The organism is Bacillus luti (assembly GCF_001884105.1).
GTDB classification, from domain to species: Bacteria; Bacillota; Bacilli; order Bacillales; family Bacillaceae_G; genus Bacillus_A; species Bacillus_A luti.
The window spans coordinates 17,797-36,563 of sequence record NZ_MACI01000010.1; the positions used below are offsets into that span (position 1 = coordinate 17,797).

Annotated in this window: 18 protein-coding genes and 1 pseudogene; 12 read left to right on the top strand and 7 right to left on the bottom strand. The window is 33.8% G+C overall.

The genetic code is table 11. The features are described from left to right. Positions 1 to 118: 118 nt before the first annotated feature. From deoD to BAQ48_RS02145, 4 genes are all read left to right on the top strand, one after another. Positions 119 to 826 carry a purine-nucleoside phosphorylase gene (gene deoD / locus BAQ48_RS02130; protein WP_000110707.1) on the top strand — a complete coding sequence of 236 codons (708 nt, stop codon included), beginning with the start codon at positions 119 to 121 and terminating at the stop codon, positions 824 to 826. A gap of 157 nt (positions 827 to 983) precedes the next feature. Next, positions 984 to 2,795 carry a sensor histidine kinase gene (locus BAQ48_RS02135; RefSeq protein WP_071709812.1) on the top strand — a complete coding sequence of 604 codons (1,812 nt, stop codon included), beginning with the start codon at positions 984 to 986 and terminating at the stop codon, positions 2,793 to 2,795. A 107-nt stretch (positions 2,796 to 2,902) separates the two neighbouring features. Beyond that, positions 2,903 to 3,433 (top strand): tyrosine-type recombinase/integrase, encoded by a 531-nt coding sequence (locus BAQ48_RS02140; protein ID WP_000806236.1) that lies wholly within the window; start codon positions 2,903 to 2,905, stop codon positions 3,431 to 3,433. Positions 3,434 to 3,554: 121 nt separating this feature from the next. Then, positions 3,555 to 3,749, top strand: coding sequence for a DUF3924 domain-containing protein (locus BAQ48_RS02145; protein WP_001094864.1), 195 nt, complete (start codon positions 3,555 to 3,557; stop codon positions 3,747 to 3,749). Positions 3,750 to 3,958: 209 nt separating this feature from the next. Here the strand turns inward: BAQ48_RS02145 and BAQ48_RS02150 are convergent, their stop codons facing one another. Beyond that, a complete protein-coding gene (locus tag BAQ48_RS02150; RefSeq protein WP_071709813.1) occupies positions 3,959 to 4,807 on the bottom strand; it encodes a DUF72 domain-containing protein in 849 nt (282 codons plus the stop codon). Positions 4,808 to 4,967: 160 nt separating this feature from the next. Between BAQ48_RS02150 and BAQ48_RS02155 the strand changes: the two genes are divergently transcribed. From BAQ48_RS02155 to BAQ48_RS02165, 3 genes and pseudogenes are all read left to right on the top strand, one after another. Beyond that, the gene (locus BAQ48_RS02155; RefSeq protein WP_071709814.1) at positions 4,968 to 6,239 is read left to right on the top strand and encodes an ATP-binding protein; all 1,272 of its coding nucleotides are present in this window, start codon (positions 4,968 to 4,970) and stop codon (positions 6,237 to 6,239) included. 249 nt (positions 6,240 to 6,488) lie between these two features. Then, positions 6,489 to 7,443 (top strand): annotated as a pseudogene (locus BAQ48_RS02160) (Gly-Xaa-Xaa repeat protein). A gap of 195 nt (positions 7,444 to 7,638) precedes the next feature. Beyond that, positions 7,639 to 8,067 (top strand): hypothetical protein, encoded by a 429-nt coding sequence (locus tag BAQ48_RS02165; RefSeq protein WP_071709815.1) that lies wholly within the window; start codon positions 7,639 to 7,641, stop codon positions 8,065 to 8,067. Positions 8,068 to 8,185: 118 nt separating this feature from the next. Here BAQ48_RS02165 and BAQ48_RS02170 read toward each other — a convergent pair whose 3' ends face one another. Further along, positions 8,186 to 10,228, bottom strand: a complete 2,043-nt coding sequence (locus BAQ48_RS02170; protein WP_071709816.1) for a transglycosylase domain-containing protein — start codon at positions 10,226 to 10,228, stop codon at positions 8,186 to 8,188. A gap of 311 nt (positions 10,229 to 10,539) precedes the next feature. Between BAQ48_RS02170 and BAQ48_RS02175 the strand changes: the two genes are divergently transcribed. From BAQ48_RS02175 to BAQ48_RS02185, 3 genes are all read left to right on the top strand, one after another. After that, entirely contained in the window at positions 10,540 to 11,160 is a 621-nt protein-coding gene (locus BAQ48_RS02175) for a DUF47 domain-containing protein (RefSeq protein WP_000231448.1), read from the top strand. Positions 11,161 to 11,171: 11 nt separating this feature from the next. Continuing rightward, positions 11,172 to 12,170, top strand: a complete 999-nt coding sequence (locus BAQ48_RS02180) for an inorganic phosphate transporter (protein ID WP_000380268.1) — start codon at positions 11,172 to 11,174, stop codon at positions 12,168 to 12,170. A 117-nt stretch (positions 12,171 to 12,287) separates the two neighbouring features. Further along, positions 12,288 to 13,088 (top strand): sulfite exporter TauE/SafE family protein, encoded by an 801-nt coding sequence (locus BAQ48_RS02185; RefSeq protein WP_071709817.1) that lies wholly within the window; start codon positions 12,288 to 12,290, stop codon positions 13,086 to 13,088. Between the two features lie 294 nt (positions 13,089 to 13,382). Here BAQ48_RS02185 and BAQ48_RS02195 read toward each other — a convergent pair whose 3' ends face one another. Beyond that, positions 13,383 to 13,610, bottom strand: coding sequence for a hypothetical protein (locus tag BAQ48_RS02195; protein WP_000883004.1), 228 nt, complete (start codon positions 13,608 to 13,610; stop codon positions 13,383 to 13,385). A gap of 170 nt (positions 13,611 to 13,780) precedes the next feature. Between BAQ48_RS02195 and BAQ48_RS02200 the strand changes: the two genes are divergently transcribed. After that, entirely contained in the window at positions 13,781 to 14,293 is a 513-nt protein-coding gene (locus BAQ48_RS02200; protein WP_071709819.1) for a Crp/Fnr family transcriptional regulator, read from the top strand. Positions 14,294 to 14,323: 30 nt separating this feature from the next. On the opposite strand, the gene hmpA is transcribed toward BAQ48_RS02200, so the two are convergent. From hmpA to BAQ48_RS02215, 3 genes are all read right to left on the bottom strand, one after another. Beyond that, on the bottom strand, positions 14,324 to 15,532 hold the full coding sequence (gene hmpA, locus BAQ48_RS02205) for an NO-inducible flavohemoprotein (RefSeq protein ID WP_071709820.1): 1,209 nt from the start codon (positions 15,530 to 15,532) through the stop codon (positions 14,324 to 14,326). 159 nt (positions 15,533 to 15,691) lie between these two features. Continuing rightward, on the bottom strand, positions 15,692 to 16,210 hold the full coding sequence (locus BAQ48_RS02210; protein WP_071709821.1) for a hypothetical protein: 519 nt from the start codon (positions 16,208 to 16,210) through the stop codon (positions 15,692 to 15,694). 114 nt (positions 16,211 to 16,324) lie between these two features. Next, a complete protein-coding gene (locus BAQ48_RS02215; RefSeq protein ID WP_071709822.1) occupies positions 16,325 to 17,422 on the bottom strand; it encodes a site-2 protease family protein in 1,098 nt (365 codons plus the stop codon). Positions 17,423 to 17,573: 151 nt separating this feature from the next. On the opposite strand from BAQ48_RS02215, the gene BAQ48_RS02220 reads away from it, so the two are divergent. Further along, complete coding sequence (locus tag BAQ48_RS02220; RefSeq protein ID WP_001053353.1) at positions 17,574 to 17,771, top strand: hypothetical protein; 198 nt, start codon at positions 17,574 to 17,576, stop codon at positions 17,769 to 17,771. A gap of 69 nt (positions 17,772 to 17,840) precedes the next feature. Here the strand turns inward: BAQ48_RS02220 and BAQ48_RS02225 are convergent, their stop codons facing one another. Continuing rightward, positions 17,841 to 18,692, bottom strand: a complete 852-nt coding sequence (locus BAQ48_RS02225; protein ID WP_071709823.1) for a YhfM domain-containing protein — start codon at positions 18,690 to 18,692, stop codon at positions 17,841 to 17,843. Between the last annotated feature and the right edge of the window lie 75 nt (positions 18,693 to 18,767).

Below are 18,767 nucleotides of genomic sequence, written 5' to 3' on the forward strand. Positions count from 1 at the left end.
TGAAATCCTTCTAGTTTGCACATATTACAAATTATAAAAAGATTTTAATTGAGAGGATTCGTAGTGTATAATGCAAATGATATTGATTTCTATCAATACATTATAAGGAGGACTTTTCATGAGTGTACATATTGAAGCAAAACAAGGTGAAATCGCTGAATCTATTCTATTACCTGGTGATCCATTACGTGCAAAATATATCGCTGAAACATTTCTAGAGGACGTTACTTGCTATAACAACGTACGTGGTATGCTAGGATTCACTGGAACTTATAAAGGAAAACGAGTATCTGTTCAAGGTACTGGTATGGGTGTTCCTTCTATTTCTATTTATGTCAACGAATTAATCCAAAGCTACGGGGTTAAAAATTTAATTCGCGTTGGAACTTGTGGTGCGATTCAAAAAGACGTAAAAGTACGTGACGTTATTATTGCAATGACAGCCTGCACTGATTCTAATATGAACCGTTTAACATTCCCAGGTTTTGACTTTGCACCAGCTGCAAACTTTGATCTTTTAAAGAAAGCTTACGATGCAGGAACTGAAAAAGGATTACACGTTCGTGTTGGTAATGTTTTAACAGCAGATGTATTTTATCGTGAAAGCATGGACATGGTTAAAAAGCTTGGAGATTACGGTGTATTAGCAGTAGAAATGGAAACAACTGCTCTTTACACATTAGCAGCGAAATATGGTGTAAATGCCTTATCTGTATTAACAGTAAGCGATCACATCTTCACTGGCGAAGAAACAACATCTGAAGAGCGTCAAACTACATTTAACGAAATGATTGAAATCGCTTTAGATGCAGCAATTCAACAATAACACACTAAAGAACTTGTCATACGTCTGGCGAGTTCTTTTTATGTGACTTTTTATAAAAAACTACTTTAGGAAGAGACAGATTTCTCCACTCTACTTTCTTGTCACGTTTGCTATAATAAAATAATCATTTACAGTATTTCTCATAAGAGGTGACGCAGTGAAAAACAGAAGTATCGTCTTTAAACTATTCTTATTAACGTCAACATTATTTACAATCATATTCCTCCTTTTTTTCCTAGGACAATCTTTATTTTTAGAAAAATTTTATATTAATAAAAAAGTAAAAACCGTTCAAACCGCTTTTGAAAAATTCATAGACAATTACGAAAAAAGTGGTAAAAGTTATGAGGAAATTAGAAAACTTAAACAAGAATTTCATGATAAAACCAATGCTGACATGCAATTTTTAGATTCTAACGGCATTATTAAAAGCGAAAACAATTTCTACATTGATGTAATTAATACTAACAATCACAAAACGTACTCTATCCCACTCAATAATCTTTTAACACCTGAAGAATATAATAAATTTGAAAATTTGGGTTTGAAAAAAGATGGAATGATTCATGTAGCTGGATTCGTACAGGGTAATATAATAACACCACTAGAATTAACAACAAATTATAATCGATGGCGAAACGAACATGTCAATTCAGATTTCCAATCAATAAATGGTAATCCTTCTAAAAATAAACTTACAAGCCGATATAAAACTACTACTCAAATTGTGTTTACTGGTGTTATCTCTAAGTTACAACTCCCTTCAAAAGCTGAGGTTCGTCTTGCAAATGATTTTGAAACATTACAAGCCGTTCAATCTTTTGCAGGTACTATTAGGGATGGCACTTCTAACTCCCAGCAATTAAACACTTATATATTAGATGGCGGAGAGAATATAAAAAATAGTATCTTTGTAAAACCTATTATGGAAAACGGAAAGATTACAGAATATGCTTTTGCAATAGCATCTTTGCAACCTGTTAATGAAGCTATGCTCGTTTTAAAAGACTATTATGTCTATGCCTTAATCATCGTGTTTCTCGTAATTATTTTGTTATCCTTCTACTACTCAAAAATCATTGTAAAGCCATTAATTAAGATTAATCGCGTTACGAAGAAAATGGCTAATTTTGATTTTAGCGAGAAATTACCAGTTACAGCAGACGATGAAATCGGCGGACTTTCTGGCAGTATTAATACATTGTCAGTAAATTTAAAAGACCGGATCGATCGATTAAATGTTGCCAATACAAAATTACAACAAGATATTGAACGTGAACGCCAATTGGAAAAGACACGAAAAGAATTCATCTCTGGTGTATCACACGAATTAAAAACACCACTTAGTGTAATTAGAAGTTTCGCCGAAGGGATTAAAGATGGCGTTAGTAAAGATACGACGTATTATACAGATGTTATTTTAGAAGAAACAGAAAATATGAACAGACTAATTGTAGAAATGTTAGAATTAGCAAAATTAGAATCTGGTACGTACAAACTAGAAATGACAACATTCTCAATCGGTGAATTAATTCAACAAGTCTATACAAAGTTATTATTTAGTATGGAGGAAAAGCATTTACAAGTGGATGTCGATGTAAACTCTTCCATCTATGTGAAAGCGAATCGTAGTCGTATTGAGCAAGTAGTTGTGAACTTACTAAGCAACGCCATTCGTTATACGCCTGATGGAGAAAAAATACAAGTCTCTGTTGTAGAAACGGAAGATACAGTAAAAGTCGAAATCGAAAATACAGGAAATCCCATACCAGAAGAAAGTCTTGAAAAAATTTGGGATCGCTTCTATCGTTTAGATGCATCTCGTAGCCGCCATACTGGAGGTACCGGTCTTGGGTTATCTATTGTTAAAAATATTTTGGATCTCCATCATGCCGAGTACGGTGTATATAATACGGCTAATAGTGTTGTATTCTATTTTAATTTACAAAAAGTAAAAGAAGTCAAATAATTTGTCTTAATTTCACTAGGAGTTCACATGAAATTCACACTCTCCCTTTATAGTAAGAAACAAGTTAATCCTTTCCTTTACACATATAAAAGAGGAGAGTGCGTGAAATGAAACAAGCAGGACAACCTATTCAAAATGAAAAACAATTAGAAACTATCAAAAATATACTTTTACAATCTTCGAAACGTGATGGCTTATTATTCGTATTAGCTGTAAATTCTGGTTTAAAGGTAAGTGAAATCTTACAGTTAAAAGTTAGCGATGTAATTGATGAAAATGAAAATGTTCGCCATTCCATTTTATTTTACAATGAAAAAGTAAAGAAACATAAATGGTTTGCTGTAAATGAAGACTTACAGCACGCAATCGAAGACTACATGAAAGAACGTAAAACTTGGAAACGTAATGAGCCATTATTAAAGTCTCAAAAAGGAACAAAATCTATTACGAGACAGCATGCATGGTACATTTTAAACAAAGCTGCAAAAGAAGTTGGATTAGAAGGGATTAGCTCACATACACTTCGAAAAACTTGGGGCTATTGTGCATACAAATCAGGTGTTGACATTGCATTTTTACAACACTTCTTTGATCATAGTACTCCATCAAAAACTTTAAAGTATATCGGTATTGCATAATAATTTTTATACATAAAGAAGGTTACCATTTATAGTTTTGGTAACCTTTTTTATGTTTCACATCCACTTCTCTTGTCTCTCCTATACTGTAGTGGTACTCTTATAGTAAGGGGGAGAAATTATGAACACATTAACAATTGAATTACCGCAAGAAACGGCTGAAAAACTTGATTTATTAAAACAAGCTTACGAAAAGAAAACAGGTGCTACCATTTCTGAGAGCACTCTCGTTCAAACACTTATCTCAAAAGAATTTATCCAAGCGATAACTCCTTTTGATTTACAACAATTTATCAATGGAAAAGAACAGCATTAATCGCTGTTCTTTTTTATTTCTATTCAAAATATAAAAAGTTTTTTACTTATTTTTCGAAAAACCATTGACAATGATAATGATAACCATTATCATTTATTACGAAGCCAACAATTGATGAATCAACCAAACGCTCAGTAACATTGTTACCCCTCTTTTTCATATAGAAAGGCACTGTACATTCCCCCTGTTTGTACAGTGCCTTTCTTGTTTTACCACTCGAACAAATTTAATTGCTCCGGTTTCGGCTCACCATATGTAACGTTCATCATTTTCATAAGTTGCTTCGCATTATCTGCGGCATCTCCACCTGAATTGTTGTTAAATAGTACGTAAATGTCCTTTGTCTTCTTTTTTAATTGTTCTAAGCGTTCTACCCATTCTTCCAATTCTTTATTGTTATAACGATATAAACAGCGAACCGCCCTCCAATTTTCCCCTTTATCCAGCCAGCCATGTACATTCCGGCCATGAAAACGTATTAATGCCATGTGTGAATTCGTTACTTCTAACACGAGTGGTACCGACCCTATTCCTGCCTGCGGTTCATCACAAATTGTATGAATCCATTTCTCCTGTTCTAAAAACTGTATAGTCTTATCTCTCATTTTCGGATAAAACCATGTTTGATTTCGAAATTCTATTGCGCACGGTAAACCTTCCATTTTTTCTTTCGTATATCGAAGGAAATCTACATTTTTCTTTTTGCAATCAAACCATGGTGGAAATTGAAATAAAATTGTTTTTAACTTATTCGCTTCTATTAAAGGAAGAATGGATTGTTTATACACATCAAACATCTCATCAAACGTAGAAAAAGGAATTTCTCCTTTCATATGCCCTGTCATTCCTTGATATGCTTTTACGACAAATGAAAAATCTTTTGGTGTTTCTATCGCCCATTTCGTATAATTTCGTGCAGGTTGCATCGCATAAAATGAACTATCTACTTCTACAATGGGAAAATGCTCACTATATGTCCGTAGCTTATTTCTATTTTCATAGGGATCTATATATAAAGAATCATGATCTCCCCACCCTGTCACTCCAATGAAAAGCAAACCTATTCCTCCCTTTCTACCTTCATCTTACATTCATTTTACTTACTTCCTAATCCCTTCGGCTAATCCATTTCATTCAGTAGCCTTTTCTTTAAGAGTATCCGTATAAAAGTATGATATACTAAATGGAAGAATTTTTAAATTGAGGGGTTATTTATTTATGCTTCCAAACGATGCTACTGTATCTCATGAAAAACGAATAGAAGAACTAGAAAATAAAGTACGTTTTTATGAAGAACTTGTGGATCAATTACCACATCATTTCACATATAAAAATCCACATATTGGTTTACAAATAAAAAAAACACGAACAACCCATTCCATTCACAACATACGTAAAGAGAATAAAGAGGCAGATTTTCAACTTACTTGCGATTCACTATTTTTATTTGAACAAATCGAAAAACACTTTGTTCATATTTTTGATGCTTTTTCACATCATGTAACCTTCATTGATAGTCAAGGCAATATTACTTTATGCAATCAAGCTGCTGCAGATGATTTTGGCGTAATACGCAACGAAATAATCGGCAAGCCAATTCAACAATTATTAAACTTGCCAAAAGAAAAAATTAAAGCTATTGAAACATTAAAAACAGGCACCGAAATATATAATGAAGAAGTTTTAGATAAAAATTATGGTATTATAAATAACCGGATTATTCGTGATTATAACGGAGAGATTTTTAGAGTTATTAGTGCCTTTCATTATTTAAACACAGAACGTGATGCAGAGAAATTTTCATTAGCAGGGAGAATCGCAGCTGGGATTGCACACGAAGTACGCAACCCACTTACAACCGTACGAGGATACTTACAATTTTTACAAGAAAGTGTTTCGTCATCTAATAAAGACTTATTTAAGAATTTACTGATTCCTGAATTAGACCGTGCAAATAGTATTATTACACAATTTTTAGCTATTTCCAAAACACGTGAATTTACAAGGGAACCCTTTTCTATTAATACATTTTTACGTGAATATATTCAGCAGCTACTCGCCAGTGAAGTCTTTTTACATAATATTTCGATTGACTATAATTTTTCCACCAAATTAGATGGTGTGTTAGTCAATATTGATCGTCATGAGCTGGTACAAGTTTTTTTAAACTTATTTCAAAATGCTGTCGATGCCCAAGGCGAAAAGCCTCTTTCTATTCAAATCTCTAGTTATCGCCTAGATAACTTTGTTCGGATTACTTTCACAGACAACGGGACTGGTATTCCTCCAGCTATTCAAGAATATATTTTTGATCCATTCTTCTCAACAAAAGACTCTGGAACAGGACTAGGCTTATCAGTAACGAAGAAAATTATTCAAAATCACAACGGTACATTAAAAATGGCTAGTAATCAAAACGGTACGACTTTCACGATTTCTATTCCCATTTCACCCCAAACAAACCTGGAAAAAATGAATCAATACAAATGATAAACTCTTTCACAAAATACACGCCAATCGTTAAGTTACGTTTAACGATTGGCGTGTATTTTTTATTCTAACCTATTTTTCTTTACCTTATATAAACCTTTCTCTATCTCACAATTCTTCTTACTTAATAGGTAAACTTCTTATTTTTTTTTGAAAATGGTAGTTTGTCCATCACGAATTTAGCTTAATTTTCATTTTAATATATAGTAATGGCTATTTATTATATGAAAGAAAGAAAGAAATGAACAGATGAACAATAAGAATAAAGGAAAAGTATTTTATGGTAATGATTGTTGCGAAGTAAGAGCTTGTAGTTTTATTAACATCTCTAAGTCCGAACTTAAAGAGTTCGTTAGACTTCTTCAAGTTCTTGGTCAAGCTATTCAAGCTGTCTTTCAAAACCCTTCTCAAGATCATATCGATAACTTGATTGATGATTGATGCCCTAAATAATCTACAAAAATTTCTCAATTGCTTAGATTTGTCTCCTGCACAAAAACAAATCGGAAATTCTATTATCGCTAATCTATTAACTATTTTAAAAACACAACCTTTCTCATGTGGTGCATTATATGTTGAACTACAAAGCCTGCTTAATTATTTATTATATATTGCTAAGTTATTCAAAATTGATTGCTGTGCTACTGATAAACTCGTTAAGCTCATTGCAGAAATTCAAGCTATCTTAGTTCAATATGGATCTGGATGTCTAGGTGGCAGTACTACAGGCGCTACTGGCGCTCAAGGGCCAGCGGGTGCCCAAGGCGCTACTGGTGCTCAAGGTGCTACTGGACCGGCGGGCACTCCAATTCCTGTAACTATAGCTGTAATAGGAAACTCAAATCCTCAAACTATATCACCTGGAACAAACATTCAATTTAATCAAGTTTTCGAATTAAATAACATTAATTTTAATGACACTTCAGATACTTTAACAATTTTAGAAACAGGCGTATATGATATTAGTTTCTCAGCATCTACAACTTTCCCAGGCTCTTCACCATTTGGATTCGGCATTTCATTCAATGGCCAACCACCTACTCGTAATTTTTCAACTAACGTTATCGGTAGTGCTGTTTCCTTCTCTACAATCGTTACTTTACAAGCTGGTACAACAATTGCTGTACAACCTACAGCAAATACGATTTCTATTCCGAACACAGGTGACACAACAGCAACACTATCTGTCTTCCGAATTTACTAATTGTTACTGTATAAGTATATTTATATTAATGTATTTCGTTTGACTGTGTATTAAATCTCTCTTTATATAGAAAGGAGCACTTATTTGGGAGGATAAGTGCTCCTTCTTTACGTTTCTTTACCTCAAATTTACTCTACCTTAATCCTCGTTTTGTATGATAAATAGTGAAGTCAAAGATATGAAAGAGGGATGAAAATGAGAGTTATATCACTATTACGCATTTGGATTGGTCTTATGGTATGCATTATTTTATGTGTAGGATTTTTTTTAACTCTAAAATATTCCACTATATCAAAAGCAGAGAGAAAAACAGTTCCATACGAACTTCTGTATACAAAGCAAAATAGCATTCCATATTCTTCTTCTACTCATAATGAAAAAAAGGTTATAAAAGGAATGCTTATTACAAAAGCTTCGACTTACGAAAACCTACTTCAAATTGCTGAAACAATTAAAGATCAGTATAAAAATAAAGACATAGATGAAATCACCCTTTCCATCCATAATGAAAATAATGGTGATTATGAAGAAGAATTACCTTATGAACCTATTAGTAAGGGGAAAATAATCGTCACATACGACCCTCAATCTTTTGGCAGTACAACTGTTACACTTAACGAGTAATATCATTTATCCCGATTGGTGTGAGCTAATAATCAGTGCGGATGAACAAAATCCCACTGATTATTACTTTAATTATCCATAGAAAAAAGAGGCGAATCTCATTATTCGCCTCTTTTTATTACCAAAATGATGGGATCAGTTCTTTCACTTTATCAAACCACTCTTGCTGCACTTGTTTTCTTTGTTGTTCCTCTTCTTTCCTTCGCTTCTCTTCTTCTTTTCTACGTTTTTCCTCTTCAATTGTTTGCAATTGTTTTTTGTAATCAGCCTCAGATATGAGCGACAACTGGAATGCTTTTTGAGCTGGATTCGCATTCGCCTTTTTCATAATATCCCGGAACATCGTCGTCGTAATTTGACTTCCTCCCGGTACATAATGCTCATTATCCGTTTTATCATATCCTACCCAAATCGCACCTACTAAATCTGGCGTATACCCAACAAACCATGAATCCTTCGCACCAGCACTTGGCCCATTTACAAGTTGAGTCGTCCCTGTTTTTCCTGCTGTATCAATATTGTTAACTTTCGCTTTTTCACCCGTTCCTTTTTCGACAACACCTTTTAATAAGTATGTCATCTTTTGAGCAATTTTCTCACTCGTCACACGTGTCTCTTTCTTATACCATTTTCCAATTGTTTCACCTTCAGCATTTTGTATCTCTCTAATTGCATGAGCTTCCACTTGAACACCATCATTTGCCAACGCACTGTACGCTTGGGCCATTACAAATGGAGAGGTTCCCACATGCATCCCGCCCAAAGCGATTGGATACGTACGATCTTCTGGTACTAATGGAATACCAAATCGCTCTAAAGATTTCAACCCTTTGTCTAACCCTATTTGCTCTAATAGCCAAACAGCTGAAACGTTGTATGACTTTGCCACCGCTTCATACATTGTCACATCACCGTGAAAAGTATGATCACTATTTTGCGGTTTATATTCTTTAATATTAAACGGTTCGTCCTTTAATATATCGTATACTTCATACCCCTGTTCTAAAGCTGGTACATATACAGCGAGAGGCTTTAATGTTGAGCCGGGTTGTCTCTTTAATTGGGTTGCATGGTTAAACTGTAAAAACTGATATGGTCCTCTACCCCCAACTAAAGCTGGAACACCACCTGTTTTTGGATTTATAAGAACTACACCCGTTTGCATAAGTTGGTCTGAGCCGTTATCTTTGAAATAATTATCATTATTTACAACATCTTCTACAGCCTGTTGTTTTTTCGGATCAAGCTCTGTATAAATACGATAACCACCTGCTAAAATTTCATTTTGTGTCAATTCGTACTTATCCATCGCTTCTCTAACAATATAGTCTACATATTGAGAATATTTCCCTTTATATTTGTCATCAACACCACGTCTTAATACAAGTCCTGTCTCTTTTTCTTTATTGTACTGTTCTTCAGAAATATAGCCTTGCTCTTTCATTAAACTTAATACGACATTACGTCGTTCGATAGATTTATTAAAGTTTTTATAAGGCGAATACGCAGACGGTGCTTTAATCAAGCCCGCAATCGTAGCAGCCTCTGAAATTGTTAGATCTTTTACATCTTTATCAAAATAAGACTTAGCTGCCCTTTTTATGCCCCAAGCACCTTCACCAAAATAAATTTGGTTCATATACATTTCAATAATTTCATCTTTTGTATAAGTACGCTCTATTTTTTTTGTTAAAAAATATTCCTTTATTTTTCGAGAGTATGTGCGGTCTTGTGTCAGAAATACATTTTTCGCAAGTTGTTGTGTAATTGTACTTCCACCTGCCACAACTTCTCCTGCAGTGAGATTTTTAAAAACAGCACTGATAATTCCACTGTAGTAAATACCGTGATGGTTAAAAAATTCCTTATCCTCTACAGCAACAATTGCTTGAACCATAATGTCAGGAATATCTTTCCGTTTGACACCTTCTGTTTTAGAAGAAGCTAATTTAGTCGCAACTTCATTATTTGCATCGTAAATTAAAGTCGGTTGTGGAACAGCTTGTTTTAATTCAGATATGTCTTGAATGGAAATTATTATATTTATAGCTATAAATAAAATAGCGAGCAAACTCCCTAATACAATTAATGAATTACGAAGTTTCTTCCTCTTATTGAACCACTCAAGCATTTTTTTAAAGTGAGTGTTCTTCAATTTCATTCGTTCACTTCCTTCGTTTGTTTACACTCTTCTTTTCAAAAGGAAGAATATACCTCCTTTTAAATTTATTATAATAACGTAGTGGTTCCTATAGTGTAAAGCTTTTCTTTCACATTCATACTTTTTGCAAGAAAAGGACATTCTACAAGTAAGATATTCCTTATCGAATACTAATATTATTAATAGAACAACGCGAGTTATGTTAAGTTTTTGTAAACTTTTCGATAAAATGTTTTAAAAAACGACAGTTTTTTGTTAGAATTGATTAGCCAATATATTTTACATATATTACTTTTGTGGGGGTAACAATAATGGTCTTTAAATCAAAAAAAGATAAATTTTCTGAAATGCTAATGAATGTTTCCGAAAATTTAAAAGAAGGCGCGCAGTTTTTCGTGGAGTATAAAATTAAAAATGCTAGCGATTTAAAAGAGTTTTCTATGCGCATGAAAGAGTATGAGTCAAAAGGTGACTCATTTATTCACGAAATCATTATGGAGCTAAACAAAGCGTTTATTACTCCTATTGAACGTGAGGACATCCTACAACTTGCAATGAGTATGGATGATGTATTAGACGGATTAGATCACAGTGCTGGTCTGTTCGAAATGTATTCTATTACAGAAGCTGATGAATACATGATTAAATTCGTAGAAGCAATTAATCAATGTGCAATTGAGATTGCAAACTCTGTTGAATTAATGTCTAACAAAAAATTAGTCGACATTCGTACAAATGCGATTAAGATTAAGGATTACGAGTCACAATGTGATGATATTCGCCGTCATGCGATTAAGCACTTATTCTCTCGTGAAAAAGATCCGATTAAGATTATTCAATATAAAGAGATTTACGAAGAGCTTGAAGAAGTAGCAGATAGCTGCCAAAGCGTTGCAAACGTATTAGAAACAATTATTATGAAGAACGCGTAAGGAGTTTGATCATGGATACACTCTTGATACTGACCGTTTTAGTAGTCATTTGCGCTTTAGCTTTTGACTTTATCAATGGATTTCACGATACAGCAAACGCTATTGCAACGGCTGTTTCAACGAAAGCTCTAAAGCCTAGACATGCAATTATTATGGCAGCTATTATGAATTTTTTAGGTGCGATGACATTTACAGGTGTAGCAAAAACTATTACAAAAGATATCGTTGACCCATTTGCTTTACCTAATGGTTCTCTTGTAATTTTAGCTGCTTTGCTTGCGGCAATAGCATGGAATTTAATCACTTGGTACTATGGTATTCCAAGTAGTTCTTCTCATGCAATCATTGGCTCAATCGCAGGCGCAGCAATCGCTGCTGCTGGTATTAGTTCATTAAACTATAAAGGATTTATAAAAATTCTTGAAGCTTTAATCATTTCACCGATTATCGCTTTTGTTATTGGTTATATCGTATACAGTATTTTTAAAGTCGTCTTTAAAAACTTTAACTTAACGAAAACGAACAAAAACTTCCGTATATTCCAAATATTTACTGCAGCATTACAAGCCTTTACACATGGTACGAATGATGCACAAAAAGCAATGGGAATCATTACGATGGCTCTTATGGCCAATAACTATCATACTTCTGACGAAATCCCTTTCTGGGTACAATTAGCCTGCGCAACTGCAATGGGTCTTGGTACTTCTGTCGGTGGATGGAAAATTATTAAAACTGTCGGTGGACAAATTATGAAAATTCGTCCTGTAAATGGTGTAGCTGCTGATTTATCATCATCACTTGTTATTTTCGGTGCAACATTCATTCACTTACCGGTTAGTACAACACACGTTATCTCTTCTTCTATTTTAGGGGTTGGGGCTTCTCACCGTGTGAAAGGTGTAAAATGGGGAACTGCTAAACGCATGTTAATTACATGGGTAATTACGCTTCCTATTTCAGCTTCTTTAGCTGCTTTATTTTACTATTTACTACACTTAATCTTTTAATTAAAAGTCGTCTTCCTTATTTTTCTAGGAAGACGACTTTTTTGTGAACAACCCTATTTCTCATTGAAAAGCGTGTATAATAATTGGTGTATAAGTTATTTAGAGGAGTTGGCAATTTTGGAATACATCATGTTACTTTTCATCGGACTAATCGCCGGGACAGTCGGAAGCCTAGTTGGACTCGGAGGCGGAATTATTATTGTTCCATTATTAATTGGATTACACAGTTTATCCCCACAGCTCGCAGTGGGAACTTCTATGGTAACAGTCGTTTTTACAGGACTGTCTTCCACCCTTACTTACATGAAGCATAAGCGAGTAGATTACAAAAGTGGACTTATTTTATTTATTGGGAGTGGCCCTGGAGGTATTATCGGATCATGGGCAAACAAATTTTTAAACCAAGATACATTTTCTTTATATTTTGGGGTGTTCCTTATTTTCGTCTCAATTCTTCTTATGTTACGAGATAAATTAAAACCTCTTTCCTTATCAAATATGACTGTAATTAAGCGTTCTTTTACAGATAACGAAGGAAATACTGTAAACTATCAATTCCCACCGCTTCTCGCTATCTTTATTGCCTTTATAGTTGGATTTATTTCTGGTTTATTTGGAATTGGTGGCGGCGCCTTACTTGTTCCAGCGATGATGCTCCTTTTTGCATTCCCAGCACACATTGCTGTAGCAACTTCGATGTTTATCGTATTTCTATCAGCAATTGTAAGTTCTGCAACTCATATCTCCCTTGGAAATGTTAGTTGGATTTATGCATTAATTCTTATTCCTGGTGCGTGGATTGGTGGAAAAATCGGGGCTTATATAAATACAAAACTTAGTGGTAAAGCAGTAATTAATTTATTACGTATCACATTAATTATTCTTGGAACTAGATTAATCATTACGTCCGTCTTATAACGCGTTCTTTTTAGAATGCGTTTTTTTCTTATACACATGAATATAAAAACGTTCCAAGGAGAACAAGTAAGATGAGACAAACACCTAATAGCATAAAATTTGAAATATGTACGTTCCTCAAGTTGACCACTCCTATAGCTACGACTGTTACCTTAATGATAGCGAAAAAAGAGTCCACTTGCAGTTACAAAGTGTTAACAATGCAAAATCATTTATTACAAATCTTATCCATATATTTCATTTCGTTGTATAATCTATCGATTCAATAAAAAAAGATGTCATATTGACATCTTTTTAGTGAAGAAGTGACCATCCCATAAAGTCCTCATGTACTTGGCACGCCCTCTTATCGTTTCGATCATATAATTCAGCATAACTATCGGTTTCTTCATCATAGGCCATTGTATAAATAATTTGGCCGTCTATTTCAACGGATAGAACAACTCCACCTTTCATCTCTTCCACATGAATGATAGCATTCGCCGGAATTCTCATATCCGTCATCTTCATCGCATCTAACAATATACTAAACCCCCTACAGCGTATTCATTGCTAGTACTATTACACACTAAATAGTATACTACTGTAATAGCATACATTTCGTCAATGAAATTGCTATTTAAATAGCATATTGTCTTTATACATATAAGCTAAAATAGAAGAAATAGAACTGTTTAAATGGGGGGCTAACATTGATTTTACACAAGGGAGATGTACTATTCCGTCAAGGCGAAGACGGTCCTTTATATTTTATTAAATCCGGTTTATTAAAAGTGGTTAGGTTACAAGAAGATGGGACATCATTTTTATTTAACATTATCGTTCCAGGTGAAACGATACCTCACCATTCATTAATTTCACCGAAAGAATATCACGGTACAGCTATCGCTTTAATAAAAACAGAGGTAGAACCTATTATGAGCAGCGAATGGTACGATAAACTTCAGGCAAATCCTGAATCATATGCCAATATCGCTATGCAATTACAATCAAAATTAAGAATGATGCAACAACGTATTGATCAATTGACAACCGTCTCTCCGAAAGAGCGCCTTCATCGTTTACAAGAGTGGTTCACCTTATATTTAGGTGATATCCCTATTTATGAAATATTAACACAAAGTGAAATTGGTCAACTAATAGGTGTACGCCGTGAAACAGTAAATCGATTATTAAGAGAACAAGCAAAAAACGAGGTAAAATAATACCTCGTTTTTTGTTTGTTCCAGCTCCCACTATTGTAAGCTTGCTGCTGGACCGAAAAATTCATAATGAATGTGCTCTTGTTTCACACCTAAATCAGTTAGTGCAGCATTTATATGCTTCATAAATGGCACCGGACCACAGAAATAAAATTCTGCTTCAGTTGTCGGAATAATAGATTGTAACCATTCGCCTTCAATAAAGCCTTCCTTATCAAAGTTCTTCATTTCTAAATCTTTTTCAGTCGGTGCAGAATAGCAAGTGTATGCTTTAACTTGTTCGTATTCATTATCTACTGCCTCAACGTGTTCTTTCATTGCATGTGTATTACTATTTAGCGCTGCGTGAACAAAACATACATTACGTTTTGACTCTTGTTCAATTAACGTATTTAGCATACTCATCATTGGTGTAATACCTACCCCACCACTAATGAGTACAACTGGTAATGTCGAATTCATGTTTAATACGAAATCTCCTGCTGGTGCACTTACTGGTAACATATCCCCTTCTTCTACATGATCATGTAAGTAATTAGATACTTTACCATTTGGTGTATCTACACCTTTTTCTTTCTTTACACTAATACGATAATATTCTTTTCCAGGAGCATCTGATAAGCTATATTGACGATTATGTGTATATGTTTCACCTTCGATATTGATTTGAACCGTTACATATTGTCCTGGGATGAATGAAGAAACTTTCCCGCCATCTTCAGGTTTTAAATAGAATGACGTAATAACATCACTTTCTTTCACTTTTTTAACGACCACAAAGTTACGGAAATCTTTCCATCCACCTTCTTTATGTGCCGCTTCTTCATACATCTCTGCTTCAATGCTAATGAATGCATCAGCAATGACACCATAAGCTTCTCCCCATGCGTTTAAAACTTCATCAGGTGCACCTGCGACCTCTTTAATTGCACGTAGTAAACATGTACCTACAATCGGATAATGCTCTGCCTTAATACCTAAGCTTCTATGCTTATGACCAATTTGTTTTACAACTGGAATAATAGCTTCTAAATTATCAATGTACGTTGCAGCTGCATAAACAGCATTCGCTAGCGCTTGTTGTTGTCTTCCCTTTTTCTGGTTCGTATGATTGAAAATATTTAATAACTCCGGATGTTCCGAAAATAAAATTTCATAAAATCTCGTTGTAATTTCAACGCCTTTTTCTTGTAATAACGGTACTGTTGACTTTACGATTTCAATTGTTTTTTCACTTAACATTGTATCCCACTCCTCTATTTCTTTAACTGTTTTTAGTGTAACTGAATTGTGTAATACAGATTGTGATTTTAATCACTATTAACACGGTGTTTTTGTGAAAAATATATGAACATTGCACTTACAAAAGAAAATAAGCCAACTAGAATGCTAGCTAGCTTATTATTTAGACTGTATTGCTTGTTCAATTACCCTTATATCTTTCCCATCTCCAAATTCTGTATACCCCCAGATGTTCGTTTCACCTCTATATTTATTTACGATAATATCTAAGTCATGGTATACACGATGTGCATAAACTACATACTCAATATTTTGAAGTTCCACACCTTTTTTTACAATTTCATAGCTTCTATTTACATCACGTTTTATTTTTTCATTCTTTATTTCTGTATGTATATTTTTTAAAGACGATTCTTGTTGTTGAAACCATTGTTTAAATTGGTTCCAGTCCCCTTCTGTATAATTCTCTGCTTTACCATAATTTAAGAAATTATTATAACTTTCATGTGTCATACGAATAAAATCAAGTACTTTCGTCTCTTCTTGCACATCTTCTATTTGAGCTATTGTACTTACCTCAGCAGGCTTATCCGCATAATGTAACAGCACTTTCATAAGACTATAACTTGCAATAATCATCACGATAATAACCCCGAACACACTTAACAATTTCTTCATATACAGAACTCCTTCTCTACTAGGAATATTACAATATAGTACTACACTTGTAACATTCTCTCGTAGAATTATAATTCCTGTACAAATCCTTCCCATCATTTCGACACTATTTTTCTACACACTTCGCCTTGGCAAATGCTCTTGTAAAACAATGTATCCTTCATAAGCTGTATAACCAAGAATAGCCATTAGTCCGATATAACAAGCAAATACCGTCCATTTCGTTTTCGTATCCACTTTATAATAGTTTTCTTGTTGTTTCTTTTCTATATCCCATTCATGTAATTTTCTTTCTGACATTTCAAACGCTTCTCTTATATGAATCGTATGCGTCTCTTTCTCATCTTCATACGGAACGTAATCAAGTGGTTCAAACTTTGGTAAAAGATACTCTAACACTTCAATTTTTTGAAGCTCTCCTATTTTTAATTCTTTTTCACGCTCTCTTTTCCTTAATCCATTCATTTCATGCTGCATCATATATATATTTCGATGTACCGCACCAGTTTCTTTTAATTCCTCTTCAAGCTTATCGATATATTCTTTCATTCCATCAATTCTATAGCCCAATTCCTTAATCGGCTCGTCTCTCTTTATAACTCTATATAATTCCATACAGCCGATAATAACAATAAATCCTCCTAAAATGCTTTTAAAGTAAATTGAATAACCTAACAATAAAACAAGCCCTGCTCCCCAAATTTTCGTACTCACAACTGAAATAATTCGGCCACCATCTAACGGTGAAACTGGAATCAAATTAAAGAAATTAATCATACTTCCAAGCAAAATAATGAGCGCCCAAAATGGCTCTTTCGTTATTATATAAAGTGGGATTGCAGGTAAAAAGGAAAGCAATCCGAACAGAGGTCCCATATAGGCAATATAGGCTTCATCCTTTGCATTTTTCGGCATCTCTTTCATCCCAATCAAGGCCCCCATAAATGGAATAAAAATCGCCGGCGATGTTGGTATACCTTTTCTTTTCGCAGCCCACAAATGTCCCATCTCATGAACAAATAACAAGTAAATAAGTGCTACCCCAAATTTCCATCCATATATAACTGCGTATGCACCAAGCGATAGAAACATACTAAATACGGTTGAAAACTTCGCTAATTTAAAAATTGCAAATACCCACTTTAACTTAGAAAGTAAAAATAGCCCTATTGCAACAATAATTCCCCATAATCCTTTTTTATTATTTTTCATATTCCTCTCCTTTATCTCTCATTAATGAATCATATTCATTCCTCAAAGCTTGTTCTTTTCTCTATTATGACATATTTTTTTCTATTGTTAGAAATAATGTTTATATAATCCATTTTTAGCCAAAAATATAAATAAAAGGAGGTGAACACAATTGAATTTACAATCTCTCATAATAGGCGCTCTATCGTTTTTAGCTTCAACTCTTATCTTTTATACCGTTAGTTACGTATTATTATTAGATTTGTTGCCCAATCACGTATTTATTGCCCTTATCATCCTTTCCGCTCTTATGATTTCTTTTCTTATTACACGAAAATCAATGAATGAGCCATCTGCAAAAGCAAAGTAATAGAGAGGGGTGCTTTCCCCTCTCTATTATCATTTCCTAGGAAAGGCCCTATAAATTTTGTGTTTCACCTTATCTTTGTAAATTCATTTTTTCACCATACTCTTTAACAATTTGAATGATATTTTGAAAAACACCTATTTTTTCTTTTTTACTATTTAATATTTTCAAATCATAATTTTCATAATATGTTTCTAATGACTTTAATTGTGATTCTGAAGCACCTTGTATCGGAACAGTAGCATGCAATTCATACTGTTTATACCCTTCCCTTACCTTTTCACCTAAAATTTTTTCACTCTCTTTTGCTCCAATTAATTTTTGAACTTTTTCTGGGAAAATGACTTGCAAATAATATTCTTGTTCCTTCTCTAACTTGTTGTATAATGATTGTGAAATCGTATACCGTACCGTATAATTCACTTTTTGATCGCCTGCTTTAATATGAAACGCGGTAATCTGCAAATCTTTTTTTGTTACTTCCGTTAAAGGACCTACCTGCATCTCATCTTCTTTTTGTTCTGAAACATTTGGAAATATAGCCAAAAGCTTTTCCGTATCTTTTGTATTCAGCATATACATAGCTTGCTTATGTTGTACCCACCCTCGTCTGTCTTCTCCTCTTAGCCATGCATAATATATTTCTTTTTTCCCATCTCTACTAATTTGTATTTCATATTCAGGTTCACCGAAGCTACCTGTTATTTCTTGTTTCTCAGCTTTATCCATAATGTCTATTACTACCTTAGCTTCTGCTTCCTGTAACTTTTTCTCTTTATGTTTTTTTTGTATAACGGTTACCCCTATTGTTTCGTTCACTTCATTCACCGTCTCTTCCACTTTTTTTGTTTCTTTTTTTTGCTCAATTTGACTACAAGATGCTAGTAACATAGCAAATAACAACAATACATATTTCCTTTTCAACTTAATCCCCCCTTTTACAATAAGAAATTCTTATAATCTTCATATAAAAAACAAAAACGTGAAACACTATAAAAT

Excerpts from the sequence above, each read along its gene's own strand:
- BAQ48_RS02165 (WP_071709815.1), top strand. The coding sequence starts at position 7,639 with ATGAGAGTTATATCACTATTACGCATTTGGATTGGTCTTATGGTATGC.
- BAQ48_RS02170 (WP_071709816.1), bottom strand. The coding sequence starts at position 10,228 with ATGAAATTGAAGAACACTCACTTTAAAAAAATGCTTGAGTGGTTCAAT.
- BAQ48_RS02140 (WP_000806236.1), top strand. The coding sequence starts at position 2,903 with ATGAAACAAGCAGGACAACCTATTCAAAATGAAAAACAATTAGAAACT.
- BAQ48_RS02210 (WP_071709821.1), bottom strand. The coding sequence starts at position 16,210 with ATGAAGAAATTGTTAAGTGTGTTCGGGGTTATTATCGTGATGATTATT.
- BAQ48_RS02145 (WP_001094864.1), top strand. The coding sequence starts at position 3,555 with ATGAACACATTAACAATTGAATTACCGCAAGAAACGGCTGAAAAACTT.
- BAQ48_RS02155 (WP_071709814.1), top strand. The coding sequence starts at position 4,968 with ATGCTTCCAAACGATGCTACTGTATCTCATGAAAAACGAATAGAAGAA.
- BAQ48_RS02215 (WP_071709822.1), bottom strand. The coding sequence starts at position 17,422 with ATGAAAAATAATAAAAAAGGATTATGGGGAATTATTGTTGCAATAGGG.
- BAQ48_RS02180 (WP_000380268.1), top strand. The coding sequence starts at position 11,172 with ATGGATACACTCTTGATACTGACCGTTTTAGTAGTCATTTGCGCTTTA.
- BAQ48_RS02175 (WP_000231448.1), top strand. The coding sequence starts at position 10,540 with ATGGTCTTTAAATCAAAAAAAGATAAATTTTCTGAAATGCTAATGAAT.
- hmpA (WP_071709820.1), bottom strand. The coding sequence starts at position 15,532 with ATGTTAAGTGAAAAAACAATTGAAATCGTAAAGTCAACAGTACCGTTA.
- deoD (WP_000110707.1), top strand. The coding sequence starts at position 119 with ATGAGTGTACATATTGAAGCAAAACAAGGTGAAATCGCTGAATCTATT.